Origin of the sequence: Brachybacterium hainanense, assembly GCF_042434575.1 — a bacterium.
Taxonomy (GTDB): domain Bacteria; phylum Actinomycetota; class Actinomycetes; order Actinomycetales; family Dermabacteraceae; genus Brachybacterium; species Brachybacterium hainanense.
Map to the genome: position 1 here is coordinate 79,449 of NZ_JBHLSV010000009.1, position 17,723 is coordinate 97,171.

The following is a 17,723-nucleotide window of genomic DNA, read 5'->3' on the forward strand; positions in this document are numbered from 1 at the left end:
CCCCTGTCCGGCTCTCCCTCGAGCCGTCCCGGACACTGTACCGCCCGCCGGCGGCCGCCGGTCCCGTACAGTGAAGGCGTGAATCGGGAAGGTACGCAGCAGTGGCCGATCAGGATCCGGGGGGACCGCATCCTGATCCGCGAGCCCGACGACCGGGACCGGGCAGAGATGATCCGCCTCATGACCGATCCGGTCACGCGCGAGTACCTGGGAGGCTCGGTCGACTACGCCTCGCGGCAGGCTCTCGAGCTCAGCCCTCTGGGCCTGAGCTGGGGTCGGTGGGCCGTGGCCCGCGCCGAGGACGACGCGATGCTCGGCTCGATCGTGCTGACCTACGACCGCGGCGAGCTCGAGCTGTCCTATGCGCTGCTGCCCGAGCACACCGGGCAGGGCTTCGCGGCCGAGGCCTGCCACGCCCTGCTCGGCTGGGCGCAGACCGCCCTCGAGGACGAGCACGTCATCGCGGTCACGCAGACCCGCAACAAGCGCAGCGTGACGCTGCTGCGCCGCCTGGGCTTCACCGTGCGCCGCGGTCTCGAGGAGTTCGGCACCCAGCAGCTGCTCATGGAGCGCTCGCTGCAGGCGCCGCTGCCCACGCGCGAGGAGCTCGCGCGGTCGCTGCGCGATGCTCCCCCGCGCCGCCTCTGAGGAGTACGAGGGCGCTCAGCCCCGCAGCACCGGGCAGGACATGCAGCGGGGGCCTCCGCGTCCTCGTCCGAGCTCGCTCCCGGGGATCTCGAGCACCTCGATCCCGCAGGAGCGCAGATGGTCGTTGGTCGCCCGCACACGCTCGTAGGCGACGACCCGTCCCGGTCCGAGGGCGAGCACGTTGCAGCCGTCGTCCCACTGCTCGCGCGCCGCCGCATAGCGGTCGAGCTGGGGGCTCAGCACCCGCAGGCGCGGGATCCCGAGGGCCCGCGCGAGGACGACGTCCATCTCCGACCCCGGATGCGCCCGGGTCACCAGGCGCCCCTCGCGGCGGCGGATCTCGTAGCTCTCCAGTCCCGGCAGAGGGCCGTATCGCACCACGGACTCGCGATCCACCTGCGTCATCACGGTGTCCAGGTGCATCATCGAGCGCTCATGGGGCAGCGCGAGGGCGATCACCCGCTCCGCCCGCCCGGAGGCCAGCAGCGCCCCGGCGAGGTGCTCGACCCCGGCGGCGCTCGTCCGCTCCGACAGGCCGATCGCGATGCTCCCCTCCCCGAGGACGAGCACGTCCCCGCCCTCGACGACGCAGCGGGAGGCGTCAACCGATGCGCCCGCGAAGAGCGGGTGATGGCGGTAGATCATCTCCAGGTGCACCGACTCGCGCCGCCGGGCGCTGCGGCGCATGCCGGGGACGAAGGCGGCCGCCCCGATCCACACCGAGGAGTCCCGGGTGAACAGGTGGTTGGGCAGAGGGTCCAGCAGCAGCTCGTCCGGTGCGGTGCGCTGCACCGTGACCGAGCGGGGGCGCACGCCGAGGCCCTCGAGCTCCGCGCGCGTGATCCCGGCCAGGAGGAGCCCGGCCAGGCGGCCCGCGGGAAGACCCGAGAGCGCATCGCCCAGGTCCTGCGCCGCGATGTCGCCGAGCGTGGCCGGGTCCAGGGAGCGCTCGAGCACCTCCTGCCGGGCTTCGGGCACGGCCAGCAGCTCCTCGAGCAGCTCATGCACCAGCAGGACCTCGACCCCCTCCGCGCGCAGCAGGGCCGCGAAGGCGTCGTGCTCGGCGCGGGCGCGCTCGAGCCACAGCAGCTCGTCGAACAGGAAGCGGTCCCGGGTCTGCGGGGTCAGGCGCTCGAGCTCGGGTCCGGGCCGATGCAGGATCACCCGCCGCAGGGGCGAGACCTCGTCCGGGATCCCCCAGGCCGGGGCGCCGCCCGCTCCCCTGCGGTGCTCCATCGCCCGCTCCTCTCCCTCCGCTCCTTCGGCGGTTCCGCCTCCGGTGCTCTCGCGCACCCTGTCGTGAGCATAGGCCGGAGGCGCGGCCCCCGCGGGCTCCCATCCGTGGTTCGATGGAGGTGCCCGCATCCCCTGCATCGAGGAGGCCCCGCATGCCGAGGCTCGACATCCCCACCACGACCCTGGCCGACGGCTCTCCGATCCCGCTCATCGGCTTCGGCACCAGCTCGCTCAAGGGCGTCGAGGGCGCCGAGGCCGTGCGCAGCGCGCTCGAGAACGGCTACCGGCTCATCGACACGGCCGCCCAGTACGGCAACGAGGCCTGCGTCGGGCAGGCGCTGCGCAGCAGCGGGGTCGACCGGGAGGAGGTCCTCGTGACCACGAAGGTCGCCGGAGGCGACCAGGGGCGCGAGGCGACCCGGACCGGGGTGCTCGAGTCCCTGCGCCGGCTGGGTCTGGAGCGCGCGGACATCGTCCTCATCCACTGGCCCAATCCCTCCCGCGGCCTCGCCCTGGACACCTGGCGCACCCTGCTGGACCTGCGCGAGGAGGGTCTGATCACCCATGCGGGCGTCTCCAACTTCCGGCCCGAGCAGCTGCAGGAGCTGTTCGACGCGACCGGGGTGTGGCCGGCTCTGAACCAGATCCAGCTCTCCCCCGCCCTGCCGCGGCAGGAGTCGCTGGCCTTCCATGCGGAGCACGGGATCCTCACCGAGGCCTGGGGTCCCCTGGGCGGGCGCGAGGGCCTGCCCGAGCAGTTCGCGATCCGGCGGATCGCCGCGAAGCACGGCGTCACCCCGGCGCAGATCGCGCTGCGCTGGGCGGTCGACCAGGGCGTCGTCGTGATCCCGAAGTCGTCGACGCCGCAGCGTCAGCTCGCCAATGCCGACCTCGGCGGGGTGGCCCTCGACGATGCGGACCGCTCCCTGCTCGCGTCCCTGGACCTGGGCGAGGACGCCGCCTGGGACTCCCGCACGCACGAGGAGTGGTGAGCAGGGACTTCCGGCCCGCGCCCGAGCACCGGCGGATCGTCTTCCTCACCGGTGCCGGGCTCAGCGCCCGCACCGGGCTCGGGCAGTTCCGGGGGCCGGGCGGTCTCTGGCGCCTCGAGCCGGAGCTCGAGGCTGCGATGCACGGCTCCGCGCTGCCCGCGTCCCTCCCGCTGCTGTGGCGGGTGTGGGGGCGCATGGCGCGCATCGCGGCGGCGCACGGGCCGACCCCGGGACACCTCGCGATCGCCCGCCTGGGCGCCCCGGTGATCACGCAGAACATCGACGGCCTGCATCAGGCGGCCGGCAGCGCCGACGTCTCCGAGCTCCACGGCAGCGCCCTGCGCGCCGTCTGCCTGGACGGATGCTGCGACTGGAGCATTCCCCTCTCCCCGGGCGAAGGGGACCGAGCCGAGGACCACGGCGCTCCGGCGCAGTGCCCGGTGTGCGGCGCTCCGACCCGGCCGGACGTGGTGCTGTTCGACGAGCAGCTGCCCGGTGCCGCGATCGACCGGTCCCTGCGCCTGGCGCGGGAGGCGGAGCTGTTCGTCGTGGTGGGCACCAGCGGGGCGGTCCTCCCGGCCGCCCGCCTCGCCCCGCTGGCCCGTGAGGCGGGGGCGAGGACGGTGCTCATCGACATCGACCCGCCGCCCGCCGCCGGCCTGCGCGGAGTCTTCGACGAGGTGATCCGGGCGGACTGCCACGACGTGCTCCCGAGCTGGGAGCGGGCGCGTCGCGGGGTGGCGGACAACCCGTTCCTGCACCCCTTCTGAGGGCGCGGGCCCGCTCAGATCCAGATCGCGGGGTCCACGTTCTCCTCGGGATGCGCCGCGCCGCCGCGGACGCGGGCAGGGACGCCGACGGCGGTCGCTCCCGCGGGGACGTCGCGGACGACTACGGCGTTCGCCCCGATCTGCGAGCGCTCGCCGAGGACCACGGGCCCCAGGACGCGGGCGCCGGCGCCGATGGTGACCCCGTCGCCGACCGTCGGATGGCGCTTGACGCGCCGCATGGAGCGTCCCCCGAGCGTCACCCCGTGATAGAGCATGACGTCGTCGCCGACCTCCGCGGTCTCCCCGATCACCACGCCCATGCCGTGGTCGATGAAGAAGCGTCGGCCGATCTGCGCCCCCGGGTGGATCTCGATGCCGGTGGCCGAGCGCATGCCCTGGGCGAGCAGGAGCGCGGGCAGCCGGGCCCGCGGGCGGCGCCACAGGGCGTGCGCCGCCCGGTGCGCCCAGATCGCGTGCAGGCCCGGGGACGTCAGCACGAGCTGGAGGTCGCCAGTGGCGGCGGGATCGCGGCGGCGCGCCGCGGCCACGTCCTCGCGGACCGCGGCCACGGCGTCCATCGCGCGGGAGAGGAGTCCCAATCCGGGCTCAGTCCATGTACTCGGCGTAGAGCGGGGTGGAGAGGTAGCGCTCACCGAAGGACGGGATGATCACGACGATCGTCTTCCCCTCGAGCTCGGGCCGGGAGCCGACGCGGGCCGCCGCCTCGATCGCCGCACCCGCCGAGATGCCGACGAGGAGCCCCTCGGTGCGGGCGATGCCGCGGGCCCGCTCCATCGCCGTCGGAGCGTCGATGTCGAGGACCTCGTCGTAGATCTCGCGGTCCAGGACGGAGGGCACGAAGTTCGCGCCGATGCCCTGGATCTTGTGGGGGCCGGGGGCTCCGCCGTTGAGGATCGGGGACTCCGCCGGCTCGACGGCGAAGATCTTCACCGCGGGGTTCTGCTCGCGCAGGTAGGCGCCCGCGCCGGAGATGGTGCCGCCCGTGCCGATGCCGGAGACGAGGGCGTCGACGACGCCCTCCGTGTCCGCCCAGATCTCCGGACCGGTGGTCGCGTAGTGCGCTGCGCGGTTCGCCTGGTTGTCGAACTGGCGCACCTGCACGCCCCCGGTCTCGGCGGCGATCTGCGCAGCCTTCTCGACCGCGCCCTTCATCCCGCCCGCGGCCTCGGTCAGGACGAGCTCCGCGCCGAAGGCACGCAGCAGGCCGCGGCGCTCCTTGGAGGCGGACTCCGGCATCGTGAGCACGACCCGGTAGCCGCGCGAGGTGCCGATCATCGCCAGGGCGATGCCGGTGTTGCCGCTGGTCGCCTCGACGATCGTGCCTCCGGGGGCGAGCTCGCCCGAGGCCTCTGCGGCATCGATCATGGCCACGCCGATGCGGTCCTTGACGGAGCTCGCGGGATTGTAGAACTCGAGCTTGGCGAGCACGGTGGCCCGGACCTCGTCGCCCAGCTTGTTCAGCCGGACCAGGGGTGTGCGCCCCACCAGCTCGGAGACGTCGTTGTAGACGGGCATCGGTGCTCCTCTGTCGTCCTGTCAGCGTGCAAAGCATTCCTTCGAACCAGTATAAGCAGCGAGGGTCGGACGCCCTGCGGCGTCCGACCCTCGGATCCTGCGGGAACCGGGCTCAGTAGCTCATGCCCATGGCCTCACGGACCTGCGCGAGGGTCTGCTCCGCGACCTCGCCCGCGCGGGCGTTCCCGGCGCGCAGGATCTCCCACAGCCGGTCCGGATCCCGCTCGATCTCGGCGCGGCGGGCGCGGATCGGGGCCAGGTGCTCGTTGAGAGCCTCGGCGGTGAGCATCTTGAGGGTCCCGGCGCCCTTGTCGCCGATCTCCTCGGCGATCTCCTCGGGCGCGCGCCCGGTCGACAGCCCCGCAATCATGAGGAGGTTCGCGACCTCGGGGCGCGCCTCGGGATCGAAGGTGATGCGCCGCTCGGAGTCGGTCTTCGCCTTCTTGATCTTCGTGACCGTCTCGTCCGCGCTCATGCGCAGCATGACGGTGTTGCCCAGCGACTTGCTCATCTTGCGCGAGCCGTCGAGCCCCAGGATGGTCGGCGCCTCGGAGAGGAGGGCATCGGGCTCGGCGAAGATCTGCTCGCCGCCGGCGTAGCGCTCGTTGAAGCGGCGCGCGACCACCCGGGTCTGCTCGATGTGCGGCAGCTGGTCCTTCCCGACCGGGACGAGGTTGCCGTGGCAGAACAGGATGTCCGCGGCCTGATGCACGGGATAGGTGAGCATGAGCCCGCCCATCGCGGACTTCCCGGCCGCGGCGAGCTCCGCCTTGACGGTCGGGTTGCGCTCGAGCTCCGGCTGGGTGACCAGCGACAGGAACGGGAGCATGAGCTGGTTCAGCGCCGGCACGGCGGAATGGGTGAAGATGGTGGCCCGCTCGGGGTCGATGCCGACGGCGAGATAGTCGGTGAGCAGCTCGCGCACGGAGCCCTTGATGTCGCCGAGCACCTCGCGGTCGGTGATCACCTGGTAGTCCGCGATGATCAGCCAGGTCTCGACGCCGGCCTCCTGCAGTCGCACCCGGTTCTGCAGCGAGCCGAAGTAGTGGCCGATGTGCAGGGCGCCCGTGGGGCGGTCGCCGGTGAGCATGCGCAGACCCGAGGGGTCCTGCGCGATCTGCTGCCAGATCTGGTCGCTGCGCCTGCGCGCGGTGTCGTAGCTGCTGGCGGAGATGCCGGGGTCGGAGGCGGTGTCGGTGGTGGTCACCCGGCCCATGCTATCGGGATCGCCCGGGGGCCGCCCCGGTGGATCCGCGCACGATCAGCTGGGGGCGGATCGCGAGCTCGGTGCGGGTGGGGCGCCGGCTGCCCTGGCCTCCGGCCAGCACCGTCCGCACCGCGGAGCGGGCCATGAGCGAGACACTCTGACGGATGGTCGTCAGCGGCGGGGTGGTCAGGCCCGCCCAGGAGACGTCGTCGTAGCCGAGCACGGATACGTCCTCCGGGGTGCTCAGGCCGATCGAGCGCAGCCCTTCGAGGGCGCCGGAGGCCATCACGTCGCTCCCGCAGACGATCGCGGTCACGCCGCGCCCGGCGAGGTCGCGGGCGGCCTCGTAGCCGCCGGCGTAGGAGAAGTCGGTGTAGGCGATCGGCGCCCCGGGCTCTCCCGCCGCCCGCCGGGCGGCCTCGAAGGCCTGGACCTTGGTGCGCACCGGCCAGGTGTGCTCGTCGCCCACGGCGAGGCCGATCCGCCGGTGCCCGAGCTCCTCGAGATGGGCGAGGGACAGCTCGATGGCGTGCACGTCGTCGGAGGAGATGAAGGCCGCGTCGAGGTCGTGCCGCTCGCCGTTGACCATCACCAGCGGGACCCCGGCGTCGGTCACCTCGCGGTAGTGGTCCAGGGGGCTGGACTGCTGGGCATGGAAGCCGGAGACGACGATGATCCCGCTCGCGCCGGCGCGGAGGAAGCGCTGAAGGTGCTCGCGCTCGCGCTCGACGGTGCGGGCGCGCACGCCGACGAGGGAGGAGACGCCGCGCTCGAACAGCTCCGCCTCGAGCCGTTCGACCCAGGCGGCGAAGATCTGGTTCTCGAGGTCCGGCACGAGGAGGCCGATCATGCGGGGCAGCTCCTCGGGAACGGGCATGATCTGCCGCCCGAGCCGACGCGCGGCCTGCAGGACCAGCTGCCGGGTCTCCTCGTTGACCCCCGGCCGGTCGTTGAGGACCCGCGAGACGGTCGCCTCGCTCACATCGGCCTCGCGGGCGATGTCGATCAGTCGTGCTTTCACGGTGCATACCTCCTGGTGACAGCAGTGTCCCCGATCGGAGGTCACAGTCCGATCACATCCGGGTTGAAAGTTCTTGCGTATTCTTGCACGACCCTTCGGCCCGCGGCTACAGTCATCCCCGCAGGGTGAGCATGGAAGCTCCCCTCCCCCACGCTGAATCGAAGGAGATCGCTGTGCAGATCCGTCGCAAGTCTTTCCTCGCCCTGGGTGCCGCGGGCGCCGCCACCGCGCTCCTGGCCGCCTGCGGCGGAGAGTCCTCCCCGGACACCGCCGCCACGGAACCTGCCCCGGCCTCCGACGGCGGCGGCGAGGCGGATCCCTCCGCCGCCCCCGCCCGCGCCGATGCCGACCTCGTGATCTGGGCCGATGAGAAGAAGGCGGCATCCCTCCAGGAGCCGATCGCCGCCTGGGCCCAGACCCAGGGCATCACGGCCGCCGTCCAGACCATCTCCAACGACCCGCAGGCCGCCTTCGTGACCGCGAACCAGGCGGGCAACGGGCCGGACGTGATGCTCGGCGCCCATGACTGGATCGGCAACCTCGTCCAGAACGCCGCGATCGTGCCGGTGCAGCTGCCCTCCGACGCCGCCGACAAGCTCGCGCCGATCGGCATGACCGCGGTCCAGTTCGAGGGCCAGACCTACGGCGTCCCGTACGCGGTCGAGACCCTCGCCCTGTTCGCGAACAACGCCCTCACCGCCGCCCCGGAGCCCACGAGCATCGAGGAGCTCGTGGCCGCAGGCACCGAGGGAGGAGCCGAGAACGTCCTGTCCCTGCCCGTCGGCGAGCAGGGCGACGCCTATCACATGCAGCCCCTGTACTCCTCCGGCGGCGGCTACCTGTTCGGCGCCGACGCCTCCGGCAACCTCGACCCGAAGGATCTGGGCGTGGGCAAGGAGGGCTCGATCGCCGCCGGCGAGAAGATCAAGGCCCTCGGCGAGCAGGGCGTGCTCAAGACCTCGATCTCCGGGGACAACGCGATCTCCCTGTTCACCGACGGCAAGGCCGCCTACCTCGTCTCGGGCCCCTGGGCGCTCGCCGACATCGCGAAGTCCGGCCTCGACGTCACCATGAGCGCCGTCCCGGGCTTCGAGGGCATGGAACCGGCCAAGCCCTTCGCCGGCGTCAACGCCTTCTACGTCGCCTCCTCCGGCAAGAACCAGGGCTTCGCCCAGCAGCTGCTCTCCGACGTCGCCTCCAGCCCCGATATCGCCCGCGCCATGTTCGCGAGCAACCAGCTCCCACCGGTCTCCCTCGACCTCCAGACCGAGCTCGCCGCCGACAACCCGGAGATGGTGAGGATCGCGGAGCTCGCCGAGAGCACCGACCCGATGCCCTCCATCCCCGCCATGTCCGAGATCTGGGCGCCGCTGGGCCAGGCGCAGGCGAACATCGTCGGCGGCGCGGACCCGAGTGAGGTCATGACCTCCGCGGGCGAGCAGATCGCCGGGAAGATCGGCGCCTGAGCCCCCGGAGGGCGGGCGCCCGGACTCCCCGGCGCCCGCCCTCCGCCCCCGACCGCAGACCTCGAGAAAGGCCTCGACCGATGACCCCGACGCACGCCCCCGGGCGCCGCGCACCCCGTGAGCGCAGCAGAGGCCTCCTCTGCCAGGCCGCGCGCATCCTCCTGCTGGGAGCCGTGCTCGCGGTGACGATCTGGATCGTCCCGGTGATGATCGGCCAGCAGTCGTGGCTCTGGCTGTCCGTCGTCCTCGCCGCCGCGATCGGCATCTTCGTCCTCTACGGCACGAAACGGTTCGTGCCCGCGAAGTACATCTTCCCCGGGACCTTCTTCCTCGCCGTCTTCCTGATCGTCCCGATCGTCGTGACCATCGGCTACTCCTTCACCAACTACGGCGACGGCAGCCGCGGGACCAAGGAGCAGGCGATCGCCGCGATCACCGGGAACTCGGTGCAGCAGAGCGCGGACGCCCCCCGCTACGCGCTCGCCGTGGCGGCTGAGGACGGCGCCGACGAGGGCGCCTACGTCTTCTATCTCGTGAACCCCGCGGACGGGTCCGTCAGCCGGGGCAGCGCGACCGAGCCCCTCGAGCCCGTGCCCGCCGGAGAGGCGACCGTCACCGATGGCCGCGTCACCGCCGTGGACGGGGCGAGGCTGCTGACCCCTCAGGAGATCAACGAGCACTACGCCGAGCTGCAGGAGATCGCGGTCGAGGTCGACCAGGACACCGCGGTCCGCCTCCTCGGCGTGAACCAGGCCTTCGAGGGCACCAAGGTGCTGCAGTACGACGAGGCCGCCGACACGATCACCCATACGCAGACCGGCGAGGTCTACACGGTGCAGAAGGTCGGGGACAGCGAGTACTTCGTCTCCGAGAGCGGCGAGCGCATGTCGCAGTCCTGGGTGCAGAACGTGGGCTGGGCCAACTACGCACGCCTGTTCACCGACGGCAAGCTCGCCGGCCAGTTCGTCGACGCCTTCGTATGGACCCTCGTCTTCGCCGCCGGGAGCGTCGGGCTCACCTTCGTGGTCGGCTTCGTCCTCGCCCTCGTCCTCGACGACGAGCGCCTGCGCGGACGCCGCCTGTACCGCTCGATCCTGCTCATGCCCTACGCGGTGCCCGGCTTCATCGCCCTGCTGGTCTGGTCGAACTTCTACAACCGCGACTTCGGCCTCATCAACCAGACGCTCGGGCTGCACCTGAACTGGTTCGGCGACCCCTACCTCGCCAAGGCCGCCGTGCTGCTGACGAACCTGTGGATGGGCTTCCCGTACATGTTCATCGTCTGCACCGGCGCGCTCCAGGCGATCCCCCGGGACATGCTCGAGGCGGCGCGCATCGACGGCGCGAGCCGCTTCCAGATCACCTGGCGCGTGCTCGCCCCGCTGCTGCTGGTCGCGGTCGCCCCGCTGCTCGTGGCCTCCTTCGCCTTCAACTTCAACAACTTCAACGCGATCGAGCTGCTCACCGGCGGCGGGCCCTTCCCCGCCAACGAGTACACGCGCGGCGCGACCGACATCCTCATCTCGATGGTGTACCGGATCGCCTTCGGCGGGTCGGGAGCGGACTTCGGCTTCGCCGCCGCGGTCTCGGTGGCCCTGTTCGTCCTCACCGGCGCCCTCGCCGCGATCCAGTTCCGCTTCGCACGCGTCCTCGAAGACGTCAACTGAGCCCCGGAAGGACACGCCATGACACAGCACCCCGCCCCGGTCGCGGCTCCCGCGCCGCGCCGCATGCCCCGGTCCCGCTGGATGGCGGAGGTCGGCTGGCGCCACCTCGTCGGCATCGCCGCGATCGCCTTCGCCGTCTTCCCGATCCTCTTCGTCGTCTCCGCCTCGCTGAACCCCCTGGGGACGGTCTCCTCCTCGGGGATCCTCCCCCGGGACGTGAGCCTCACCCATTACGAGACCCTGCTGTCCGGGGCTCGCGGCGCCTTCGCGCGGTGGTACCTCAACACCGTCATCGTCTGCGTCGTCGTCGCCTCGGTGCAGGTGTTCCTGTCGGTGCTCGCCTCCTACGCCTTCAGCCGCATGCGCTTCCGCGGCCGCCGCGGGGGCATGCTCGCCCTGCTGCTGGTGATGATGTTCCCGGCGATCCTGTCGATGATCGCGATCTACTCGATGATCTCCGACCTCGGCGCCGCGGTCCCGATCCTGGGCCTGGACTCCCTGCCCGGGTACATCATCGTGCTGCTGGGCGGGTCGCTCGGCCAGGTCTGGCTGATCAAGGGCTTCTTCGACACGGTGCCCCGGGAGCTCGACGAGGCCGCGACCATCGACGGCGCGGACCACTGGCAGGTCTTCTCCCTCATCCTGCTGCCGGCCCTGGTCCCGATCCTCGCGACCACGCTGCTGCTGAGCCTGGTCGGCGTCATGAGCGACTTCCTGCTCGGCTCGATCTTCCTCACGAGCGATGAGAACAAGACCCTCGCAGTGGGCCTGTACGGCATGCTCGCCGGCGACCGCTCCAACAACCTGGGCCTGTTCGCGGCCGGCTCCGTGATGATCATGGTCCCGGTGATCGTGCTGTACCAGTTCCTGCAGCGCTTCATCGTGGGCGGCTCGACCGCCGGGGCGGTGAAGGGATGACCGCGCCGCTGCCGCTGCCGCCGCTGCATCGACGCCCCCTCCACGACTCCGGCCCCCTGTTCTCGCCCCGGCCCCCGCGGCGCCTGGGCGAGAGCGCCCTCCTGCGCGTCCGCGTCCCCGCGAGCTACCCCGTCGACGTGGTCGCCCTGCGCGCCGTGATCGACGGAGAGATCCGCACCTCCCGTCTGCGGTGCGTCGACGAGGACCCCACGGGCGCCTGGTGGGAGACCGAGCTGCGCGCGGAGAACCCCGTGGTCCGCTATCGCTTCTGCCTGCTGGGTCCGGGATCGGAGGACGTCCCCGCCTATGCCTGGCTCACGGCCGCCGGGCTCGTCCCCTGGGACGTGTCCGATGCGACGGACTTCCGTCTCGTCGTCCACGAGAGCGCCCCCGACTGGGTCGCCGATGCGATCGTCTACCAGGTCTTCCCCGATCGCTTCGCCCGCTCGGCCTCCTCCCCCGCGGACTCCGAGGGCCGCCCCGCCCCCGCCGACCTCCCCGGCTGGGCGGTGCCGATGCGCTGGGACGAGGAGCCCGCCGTGCAGGGCGAGCTCACCGCGCGCCAGCTCTTCGGCGGGGACCTCGACGGGGTGATCGAGCACCTCGACCATGTGGCCTCCCTCGGCGCGGACACGCTCTACCTCACCCCCGTCTTCCCCGCGGGCTCCGTGCACCGCTACGACGCCTCGACCTTCGACCGCGTCGACCCGCTGCTGGGCGGCGACGAGGCCCTCGTCCGGCTCTCCGCCGCGCTGCACGCGCGGGGCATGCGCCTGCTGCTGGACCTGACCACCAACCACACCGGCGACACGCACGAGTGGTTCCGCGCCGCCCAGGCGGATCCCGCCTCTCCCGAGGCCGGCTTCTACCTGTTCACCGACCACCCGAGCAGCTATCGCTCCTGGCTGGACGCCGTGCCCAGCCTGCCGAAGCTCGACCTGCGCTCGCCCGAGCTGCGGCGCCGCCTGGTCGAGGGCCCCGGCAGCGTGGTCGCCCGCTACCTGCGCGAGCCGCTGCGCGCGGACGGCTGGCGCATCGACGTCGCCAACATGACCGGTCGCCACGACGACGTCGATGTCGCCCATGACGTCGCGCGCAGCATCCGCGCCACCCTGCGGGCGCTCGATCAGGACGGCGAGCCCTCGCACTGGCTGCTGGCCGAGCACGGCCACGACGCGAGCGCCGACCTCGCCGGCGACGGCTGGCACGGCACCATGAACTACACCGGGTTCACCCGCCCGCTGTGGGCATGGCTCACCGACCCGGCCTCGGATCTGAACTGGCTGGGCCTGCCCACCACGATCCCCCGCCTTCCCGGGCAGGCGATCGCGCGCACCATCGTGGACTACGGGGCGCAGCTGAGCTGGTCGGCCCGTCAGCACTCGCAGAACCAGCTCGCGAGCCACGACACCCCGCGCACCCGCAGCGTCGTCGGCACCCGGGAACGGCAGATCGTCGCGGTCGCGGCGCTCGCCGCCCTCCCCGGCGTGCCCACGCTCTTCGCGGGCGACGAGCTGGGCGCCCGGGGCACGACCGGCGAGCACTCCCGCACCCCGATGCCCTGGGAGGCGATCGCCGCCGAGGACCCGGAGCGGATCGACACGGAGGTCCTGCGCGCGACCCGGGCGCTGCTGGGGCTGCGGCGACAGGAGGTCGCGCTGCGCCAGGGCGGGCTCGCGCTGCTGCACGCGGCCGACGACGTCCTCGTGCTCGCCCGCACCCACCCCGACGGCGACGTGGTCGTCGTCCTCGCCCGAGCGGCTCTGGACGGCCCGCTCGAGCTCGACCTCGACGTCCTCCCCGGCATCTCCGGGTTCGAGGACCTCCACGCCGAAGGCCCGCTCGAGGCCTCCTCCCGCGGCACCGTCCTGGTGCTCCGTGCCGACGGCCCCGGAGCCGTCCTCCTCCGCACCCGCCGCCCCTGACCATCGGCCCGTCCGGGCCGCCCTCCCCTCGGAAGGAAACCATCCCCGCATGTCCCCGCAGCACAGCCCGTGGTGGCGCGATGCCGTCGTCTACCAGGTCTACCCCCGCTCCTTCGCCGATGCGAACGGCGACGGCATGGGCGACCTCCCCGGCATCACCTCCCGCCTGCCCTACCTCGCGGGCCTCGGCGTCGACGCGATCTGGCTCTCGCCCTTCTACACCTCCCCGCAGCACGACGCCGGCTACGATGTCGCCGACTACACCGATGTCGACCCCCGCTTCGGCACCCTCGCCGACGCCGACGAGCTCATCGCCTGCGCCCACGAGCTGGGGCTGAGGATCATCGCGGACATCGTCCCCAACCACTCCTCGAGCGAGCATCCCCTGTTCCAGGAGGCCCTCGCCGCAGCCCCCGGATCCCCCGAGCGGGACATGTACATCTTCCGCGACGGCCGCGGCACTCGCGGCGAGCTGCCGCCGAACAACTGGACCTCGATCTTCCACGGCCCCGCCTGGACGCGCGTCACCGAGGCCGACGGCACCCCCGGCCAGTGGTACCTCCACATCTTCGACACCACCCAGCCCGACTGGAACTGGGAGAACCCGGCGGTCCACGCGCTGTTCGCCGACGTGCTCCGCTTCTGGCTGGACCGCGGCGTGGACGGATTCCGCGTGGACGTCGCCCACGGCATGGTCAAGCCCGACGGCCTGCCCGACGCCACCGTCACCGCGGAGGGACTGGTCGACATCCCCGAGGGAGAGGCCCCGATCTACTTCGACAACGACGGCGTGCTCGAGATCTACCGCGCATGGCGTCCGATCCTCGACTCCTACGACGGCGACCGGATGATGGTGCTCGAGGCCTGGATCCCCGAGAAGCGCCTGCCGCTGTACATCGGAGACGAGAAGGCGCACCAGTCCTTCAACTTCGGCTTCCTGCAGGCTCGCTGGGGCGTGGAGACGATGCGGGCCGCGATCGAGAAGCCGCTGGCGCTCGCCGACGCGGTGGGCGCCCCCACCACCTGGGTCCTGTCCAACCATGACGTGATCCGCCATGCGAGCCGCTACGGCTTCACCCCGGACCACCGCTTCGGCGAGGGCCTCGCCCGCGACGAGGTGCCCGATGCGGAGCTGGGGCTGCGCCGTGCCCGTGCCGCGAGCCTGCTCATGCTGGCCCTGCCGGGATCGGCCTACCTGTACCAGGGCGAGGAGCTGGGGCTCCCGGAGGTCCGCGACATCCCCGATGCGCTGCGCGAGGACCCCGCACATCATCGGGCCGGCGTGCCCGGCCGCGACGGCTGCCGCGTGCCCCTCCCGTGGGAGGCCGACGCCCCGGCGTACGGCTTCTCGCCCACCGGCGCGTCCTGGCTCCCCCAGCCCGCGGAGTTCGCGTCCCTCGCCGCGGACGTGCAGGCGGACGTCGACGGCTCGACCCTGGAGATGTACCGCTCCGCCCTGCGCCTGCGGCGCGAGCTGCGCCTGGGCCTGCCGGCCGAGGGCATCGCCGTCGTGGAGGGGATGCCGGACGGCGTCCTCGCGATCGATCACGGCGGCATCCGCGCGGCCGTGAACACCACGCAGCGCCCTGTTCCGCTGGAGGCCGTCGCCGGCCCCGGGGCGGAGCTGCTCATCGCCTCAGCCGCGGCCCCGGCGAAGGAGGGCATGATCCCCGCCGACGGCACCGTCTGGGTGCGCCGACCCTGAGCGCCGCACGTGTCCTGCGTCCCGGACTCCGGCCCGTTCGGCGGTGTCCGGGACGCTCGTCCCGCCGGGGTCGATAGGATCCGGAGCATGCCTGAGACCGCTTCCTCCCCCGCATCGGCCGCCGACTTCGACCTCGTCCTGGTCGGGTCGGGCCTCGGCGTCTACGCCTTCGCCCGTGCCTTCCACGAGCAGTACGGCACCGTCGCGACGGTCGTCACGAAGGTCGGCCTGGAGCCGATGCGCCGCTCGGTCGCCTGCGAGCTGATCGAGCTGGGCGCCGGGGCCGAGGACGCCGACATGATCGAGGCCCTCGTGGAGCTCGCCCGGTCCCGCGGCGGGGAGCGTCCGCAGCTGCTGCTGTGCAACGCCGACTCCGTCGTGCAGCTGCTGAGCGACCATCGCGGACAGCTCGAGGACCTCTACGAGATCCCGATCCTCGACGCGGAGACCCTCGACCGGGTCTCCGACAAAGCGGAGTTCGCGCAGCTGTGCGAGTCCGAAGGCGTCTCCGCGCCCCGCACCGAGATCGTCGATATGCGGGGGCTGGCCGATGCCGAGGCGGCCGCCGCGTGGACCCCGCCGACCTTCGACATCCCCTTCCCCCTGGTCATGAAGGCCGCCAAGACCGCGGACATGGCGGCGGTCCGCTTCCCGGAGAAGAAGAAGGTATGGTTCGTCCACTCCGCCGAGGAGCTCGACGCCCTCCTGCGCACGATCGCGCGCGCCGGCTACCGCGGTCGCCTCGTGGTCCAGGAGCTGATCCCGGGCGATGACACGGCCATGTGCTCGATCACCGCATATGTCGACCAGGCCGGACGGGTGACGCTGCTGACCTCCGCCCGGGTGCTGCTCGAGGAGCACACCCCGGATGCGCTGGGCCGCCCGGCCGCGATGATCACGACCCCGCTCCCCGAGGCCCTCGAGCAGGCCCGGCGCCTCCTCGCGGCGACGAGCTGGCGCGGCTTCGCCAACTTCGACGTGAAGGAGGACCCGCGCGACGGGGTCCTGAAGTTCTTCGAGGTGAACCCGCGCATCGGCCGGAACCTGCACTACAACACGGCCGCCGGGGCGAACGTGTCCCGCGTCGTCGTCGCCGATCGTATCGAGCATCGCGAGATCGAGCCGCTGACGAGCTACGACGAGATCCTCTACTCCCTGGTCCCGCTGCCGCTGCTGCTGCGCTACGTCACCGATCCGGCGCAGCGCCGCTGGGTGCGCACCGTCGCCCGCCGCGGCGCCGCGAACCCGTGGGCCTACCCGGCCGACGGCTCCTGGGCGAGGCGCTACGCCTGGCGGGTCGCCCTGGGCCATGTGCGCAAGTTCCTGCGCCACTACCCCCGCCCCACCGCCACCGGCTTCTGAGCCGGCGCCCGTCGGGGCCCCGGTTCCGTCCTCCGATCGGTGTGCGGGTTCGTGCCGCATGAACGGTCTTCAGGCGACCCGAATCCGCGCACGGATCTCACGCCGCCCGGCTCACCGAGCGTGCAGGTCATGAGAGGCGCTCGGTGGGGAGGACCAGCGTGACGTGCGGATGGCCTGTGCATTGGGGATGACCGACGTCCTCGTTTCCGGGGTCGTGACACATTCAGCTCATGGCACGCATCCCCCGGCCCCTCCCTGCTCCGCTCTCCTCTCGCGTCTTCACGCGTGCCGAGGCGCGAGAGCTGGGCGTCCCCCCGTCGCGTCTTCGACGGAAGGATCTGCGACGTCTCGGATCCGGCCTCTATGTCGCCGCCGGCTGCCGGGTCACCGAGCTCGAGATGGCGTCCGCGGTCACCTGGGGTCGTCCCGAGCTCGTGGTCTCCGGGGCGAGCGCCGCCCGGATCTGGGACTTCCCGCTCCCGGCCGAGCTCGAGGCGGGATCGGACGAGGACGCCGCCGCTCGACGGCTCGAGGTGACCGTTCCGCGCTCCGGTCTGCGCCCGACGACGTCCGGACTGCGCGTGCGCACCGCGTCCCTTCCCTCTGCGGCGGTGCGGTTCCTCGGAGACGTGCCGATCACGACTCGCACGCAGACCTGGGTGGACCTCGCCGGCCGCCTCACGGATCTCCAGCTCACGGCCATCGGCGATCATTTCGTACGTCGGCCGCGCCCCGGGCTCGAGGGAGGGCGCACCGGTCCGTGGGCGAGTCTCCAGGAGCTCAGGATGGTCGTGGAGCGGAACGCCGGCCGCCCGGGGATCGTCCAGATGCGCCGCGTGCTCGATCGGGTGCGCGTGGGGGCTGATTCCCCGATGGAGACGGAGCTGCGTCTGGCGCTCGAGGACGCCGGCCTTCCGGAGGCGCAGCTCAATCTCCCGCTGCTCGGCCCACGAGGGGAGTCACTCCATGAGCCTGACCTGCAGTGGCCGACCTGGCGCGTAGCCTGCGAGTACGAGGGTGCAGGTCACCGGACCGCCGCGCAGATGCGCCGCGACATCGACCGTGCCGAGCGCCTGCGCCGCATCGGCTGGATCGAGGTCCGCGTCATGATCGACCATATGCACCGCGGCGCCGAGATCGCGATCGACAGGGTCTCGAGAGCGCTCCGCGACCACGGCTGGCCGGGATGAGAACTACGACGTGCGAGTGGACGTTCTCTGTGCGGGTTCGTGCCGCATAAACGGTCTTCAGGCGACCCGAAATCCGCGCA

At 72.1% G+C, this 17,723-nt stretch carries 15 protein-coding genes; 10 read left to right on the forward strand and 5 right to left on the reverse strand.

Annotated elements, in window-relative coordinates:
- Positions 1–78: 78 nt before the first annotated feature.
- On the forward strand, positions 79–648 hold the full coding sequence (locus ACFFF6_RS09225; RefSeq protein ID WP_376980069.1) for a GNAT family N-acetyltransferase: 570 nt from the start codon (positions 79–81) through the stop codon (positions 646–648).
- A 15-nt stretch (positions 649–663) separates the two neighbouring features.
- Here ACFFF6_RS09225 and ACFFF6_RS09230 read toward each other — a convergent pair whose 3' ends face one another.
- Positions 664–1,884 (reverse strand): arginine deiminase, encoded by a 1,221-nt coding sequence (locus ACFFF6_RS09230; protein WP_376980070.1) that lies wholly within the window; start codon positions 1,882–1,884, stop codon positions 664–666.
- Positions 1,885–2,036: 152 nt separating this feature from the next.
- On the opposite strand from ACFFF6_RS09230, the gene ACFFF6_RS09235 reads away from it, so the two are divergent.
- Together ACFFF6_RS09235 and ACFFF6_RS09240 are read left to right on the forward strand one after the other, a co-directional pair.
- Positions 2,037–2,876, forward strand: a complete 840-nt coding sequence (locus ACFFF6_RS09235) for an aldo/keto reductase (RefSeq protein WP_376980071.1) — start codon at positions 2,037–2,039, stop codon at positions 2,874–2,876.
- Entirely contained in the window at positions 2,873–3,646 is a 774-nt protein-coding gene (locus tag ACFFF6_RS09240; protein ID WP_376980072.1) for an SIR2 family NAD-dependent protein deacylase, read from the forward strand. Before ACFFF6_RS09235 ends, ACFFF6_RS09240 begins: the two co-directional genes overlap by 4 nt.
- 14 nt (positions 3,647–3,660) lie before the next feature.
- Here ACFFF6_RS09240 and epsC read toward each other — a convergent pair whose 3' ends face one another.
- The 4 genes from epsC to ACFFF6_RS09260 form a co-directional block, all read right to left on the reverse strand.
- The gene (gene epsC / locus ACFFF6_RS09245; protein WP_376980073.1) at positions 3,661–4,224 is read right to left on the reverse strand and encodes a serine O-acetyltransferase EpsC; all 564 of its coding nucleotides are present in this window, start codon (positions 4,222–4,224) and stop codon (positions 3,661–3,663) included.
- A gap of 28 nt (positions 4,225–4,252) precedes the next feature.
- Positions 4,253–5,182, reverse strand: a complete 930-nt coding sequence (gene cysK / locus ACFFF6_RS09250; RefSeq protein WP_376980074.1) for a cysteine synthase A — start codon at positions 5,180–5,182, stop codon at positions 4,253–4,255.
- 112 nt (positions 5,183–5,294) lie between these two features.
- On the reverse strand, positions 5,295–6,398 hold the full coding sequence (gene trpS, locus ACFFF6_RS09255; RefSeq protein ID WP_376980075.1) for a tryptophan--tRNA ligase: 1,104 nt from the start codon (positions 6,396–6,398) through the stop codon (positions 5,295–5,297).
- A 1-nt stretch (position 6,399) separates the two neighbouring features.
- Positions 6,400–7,410 (reverse strand): LacI family DNA-binding transcriptional regulator, encoded by a 1,011-nt coding sequence (locus ACFFF6_RS09260; RefSeq protein WP_376980076.1) that lies wholly within the window; start codon positions 7,408–7,410, stop codon positions 6,400–6,402.
- Positions 7,411–7,583: 173 nt separating this feature from the next.
- On the opposite strand from ACFFF6_RS09260, the gene ACFFF6_RS09265 reads away from it, so the two are divergent.
- The 7 genes from ACFFF6_RS09265 to ACFFF6_RS09295 all read left to right on the forward strand — a co-directional run bounded on the left by ACFFF6_RS09265 (position 7,584) and on the right by ACFFF6_RS09295 (position 17,643).
- Complete coding sequence (locus ACFFF6_RS09265) at positions 7,584–8,876, forward strand: sugar ABC transporter substrate-binding protein (RefSeq protein ID WP_376980077.1); 1,293 nt, start codon at positions 7,584–7,586, stop codon at positions 8,874–8,876.
- A gap of 80 nt (positions 8,877–8,956) precedes the next feature.
- Complete coding sequence (locus tag ACFFF6_RS09270) at positions 8,957–10,543, forward strand: ABC transporter permease subunit (RefSeq protein ID WP_376980078.1); 1,587 nt, start codon at positions 8,957–8,959, stop codon at positions 10,541–10,543.
- Positions 10,544–10,561: 18 nt separating this feature from the next.
- Complete coding sequence (locus ACFFF6_RS09275; protein WP_376980079.1) at positions 10,562–11,461, forward strand: sugar ABC transporter permease; 900 nt, start codon at positions 10,562–10,564, stop codon at positions 11,459–11,461.
- Positions 11,458–13,386, forward strand: coding sequence for a glycoside hydrolase family 13 protein (locus ACFFF6_RS09280; protein ID WP_376980080.1), 1,929 nt, complete (start codon positions 11,458–11,460; stop codon positions 13,384–13,386). The genes ACFFF6_RS09275 and ACFFF6_RS09280 overlap by 4 nt, the downstream gene beginning before the upstream one ends.
- A 49-nt stretch (positions 13,387–13,435) precedes the next feature.
- Positions 13,436–15,091, forward strand: a complete 1,656-nt coding sequence (locus ACFFF6_RS09285; RefSeq protein WP_376980081.1) for a glycoside hydrolase family 13 protein — start codon at positions 13,436–13,438, stop codon at positions 15,089–15,091.
- Between the two features lie 87 nt (positions 15,092–15,178).
- The gene (locus ACFFF6_RS09290) at positions 15,179–16,453 is read left to right on the forward strand and encodes a carboxylate--amine ligase (RefSeq protein ID WP_376980082.1); all 1,275 of its coding nucleotides are present in this window, start codon (positions 15,179–15,181) and stop codon (positions 16,451–16,453) included.
- 230 nt (positions 16,454–16,683) lie between these two features.
- A complete protein-coding gene (locus ACFFF6_RS09295; RefSeq protein WP_376980083.1) occupies positions 16,684–17,643 on the forward strand; it encodes a putative endonuclease domain-containing protein in 960 nt (319 codons plus the stop codon).
- The last annotated feature ends 80 nt before the right edge of the window (positions 17,644–17,723 follow it).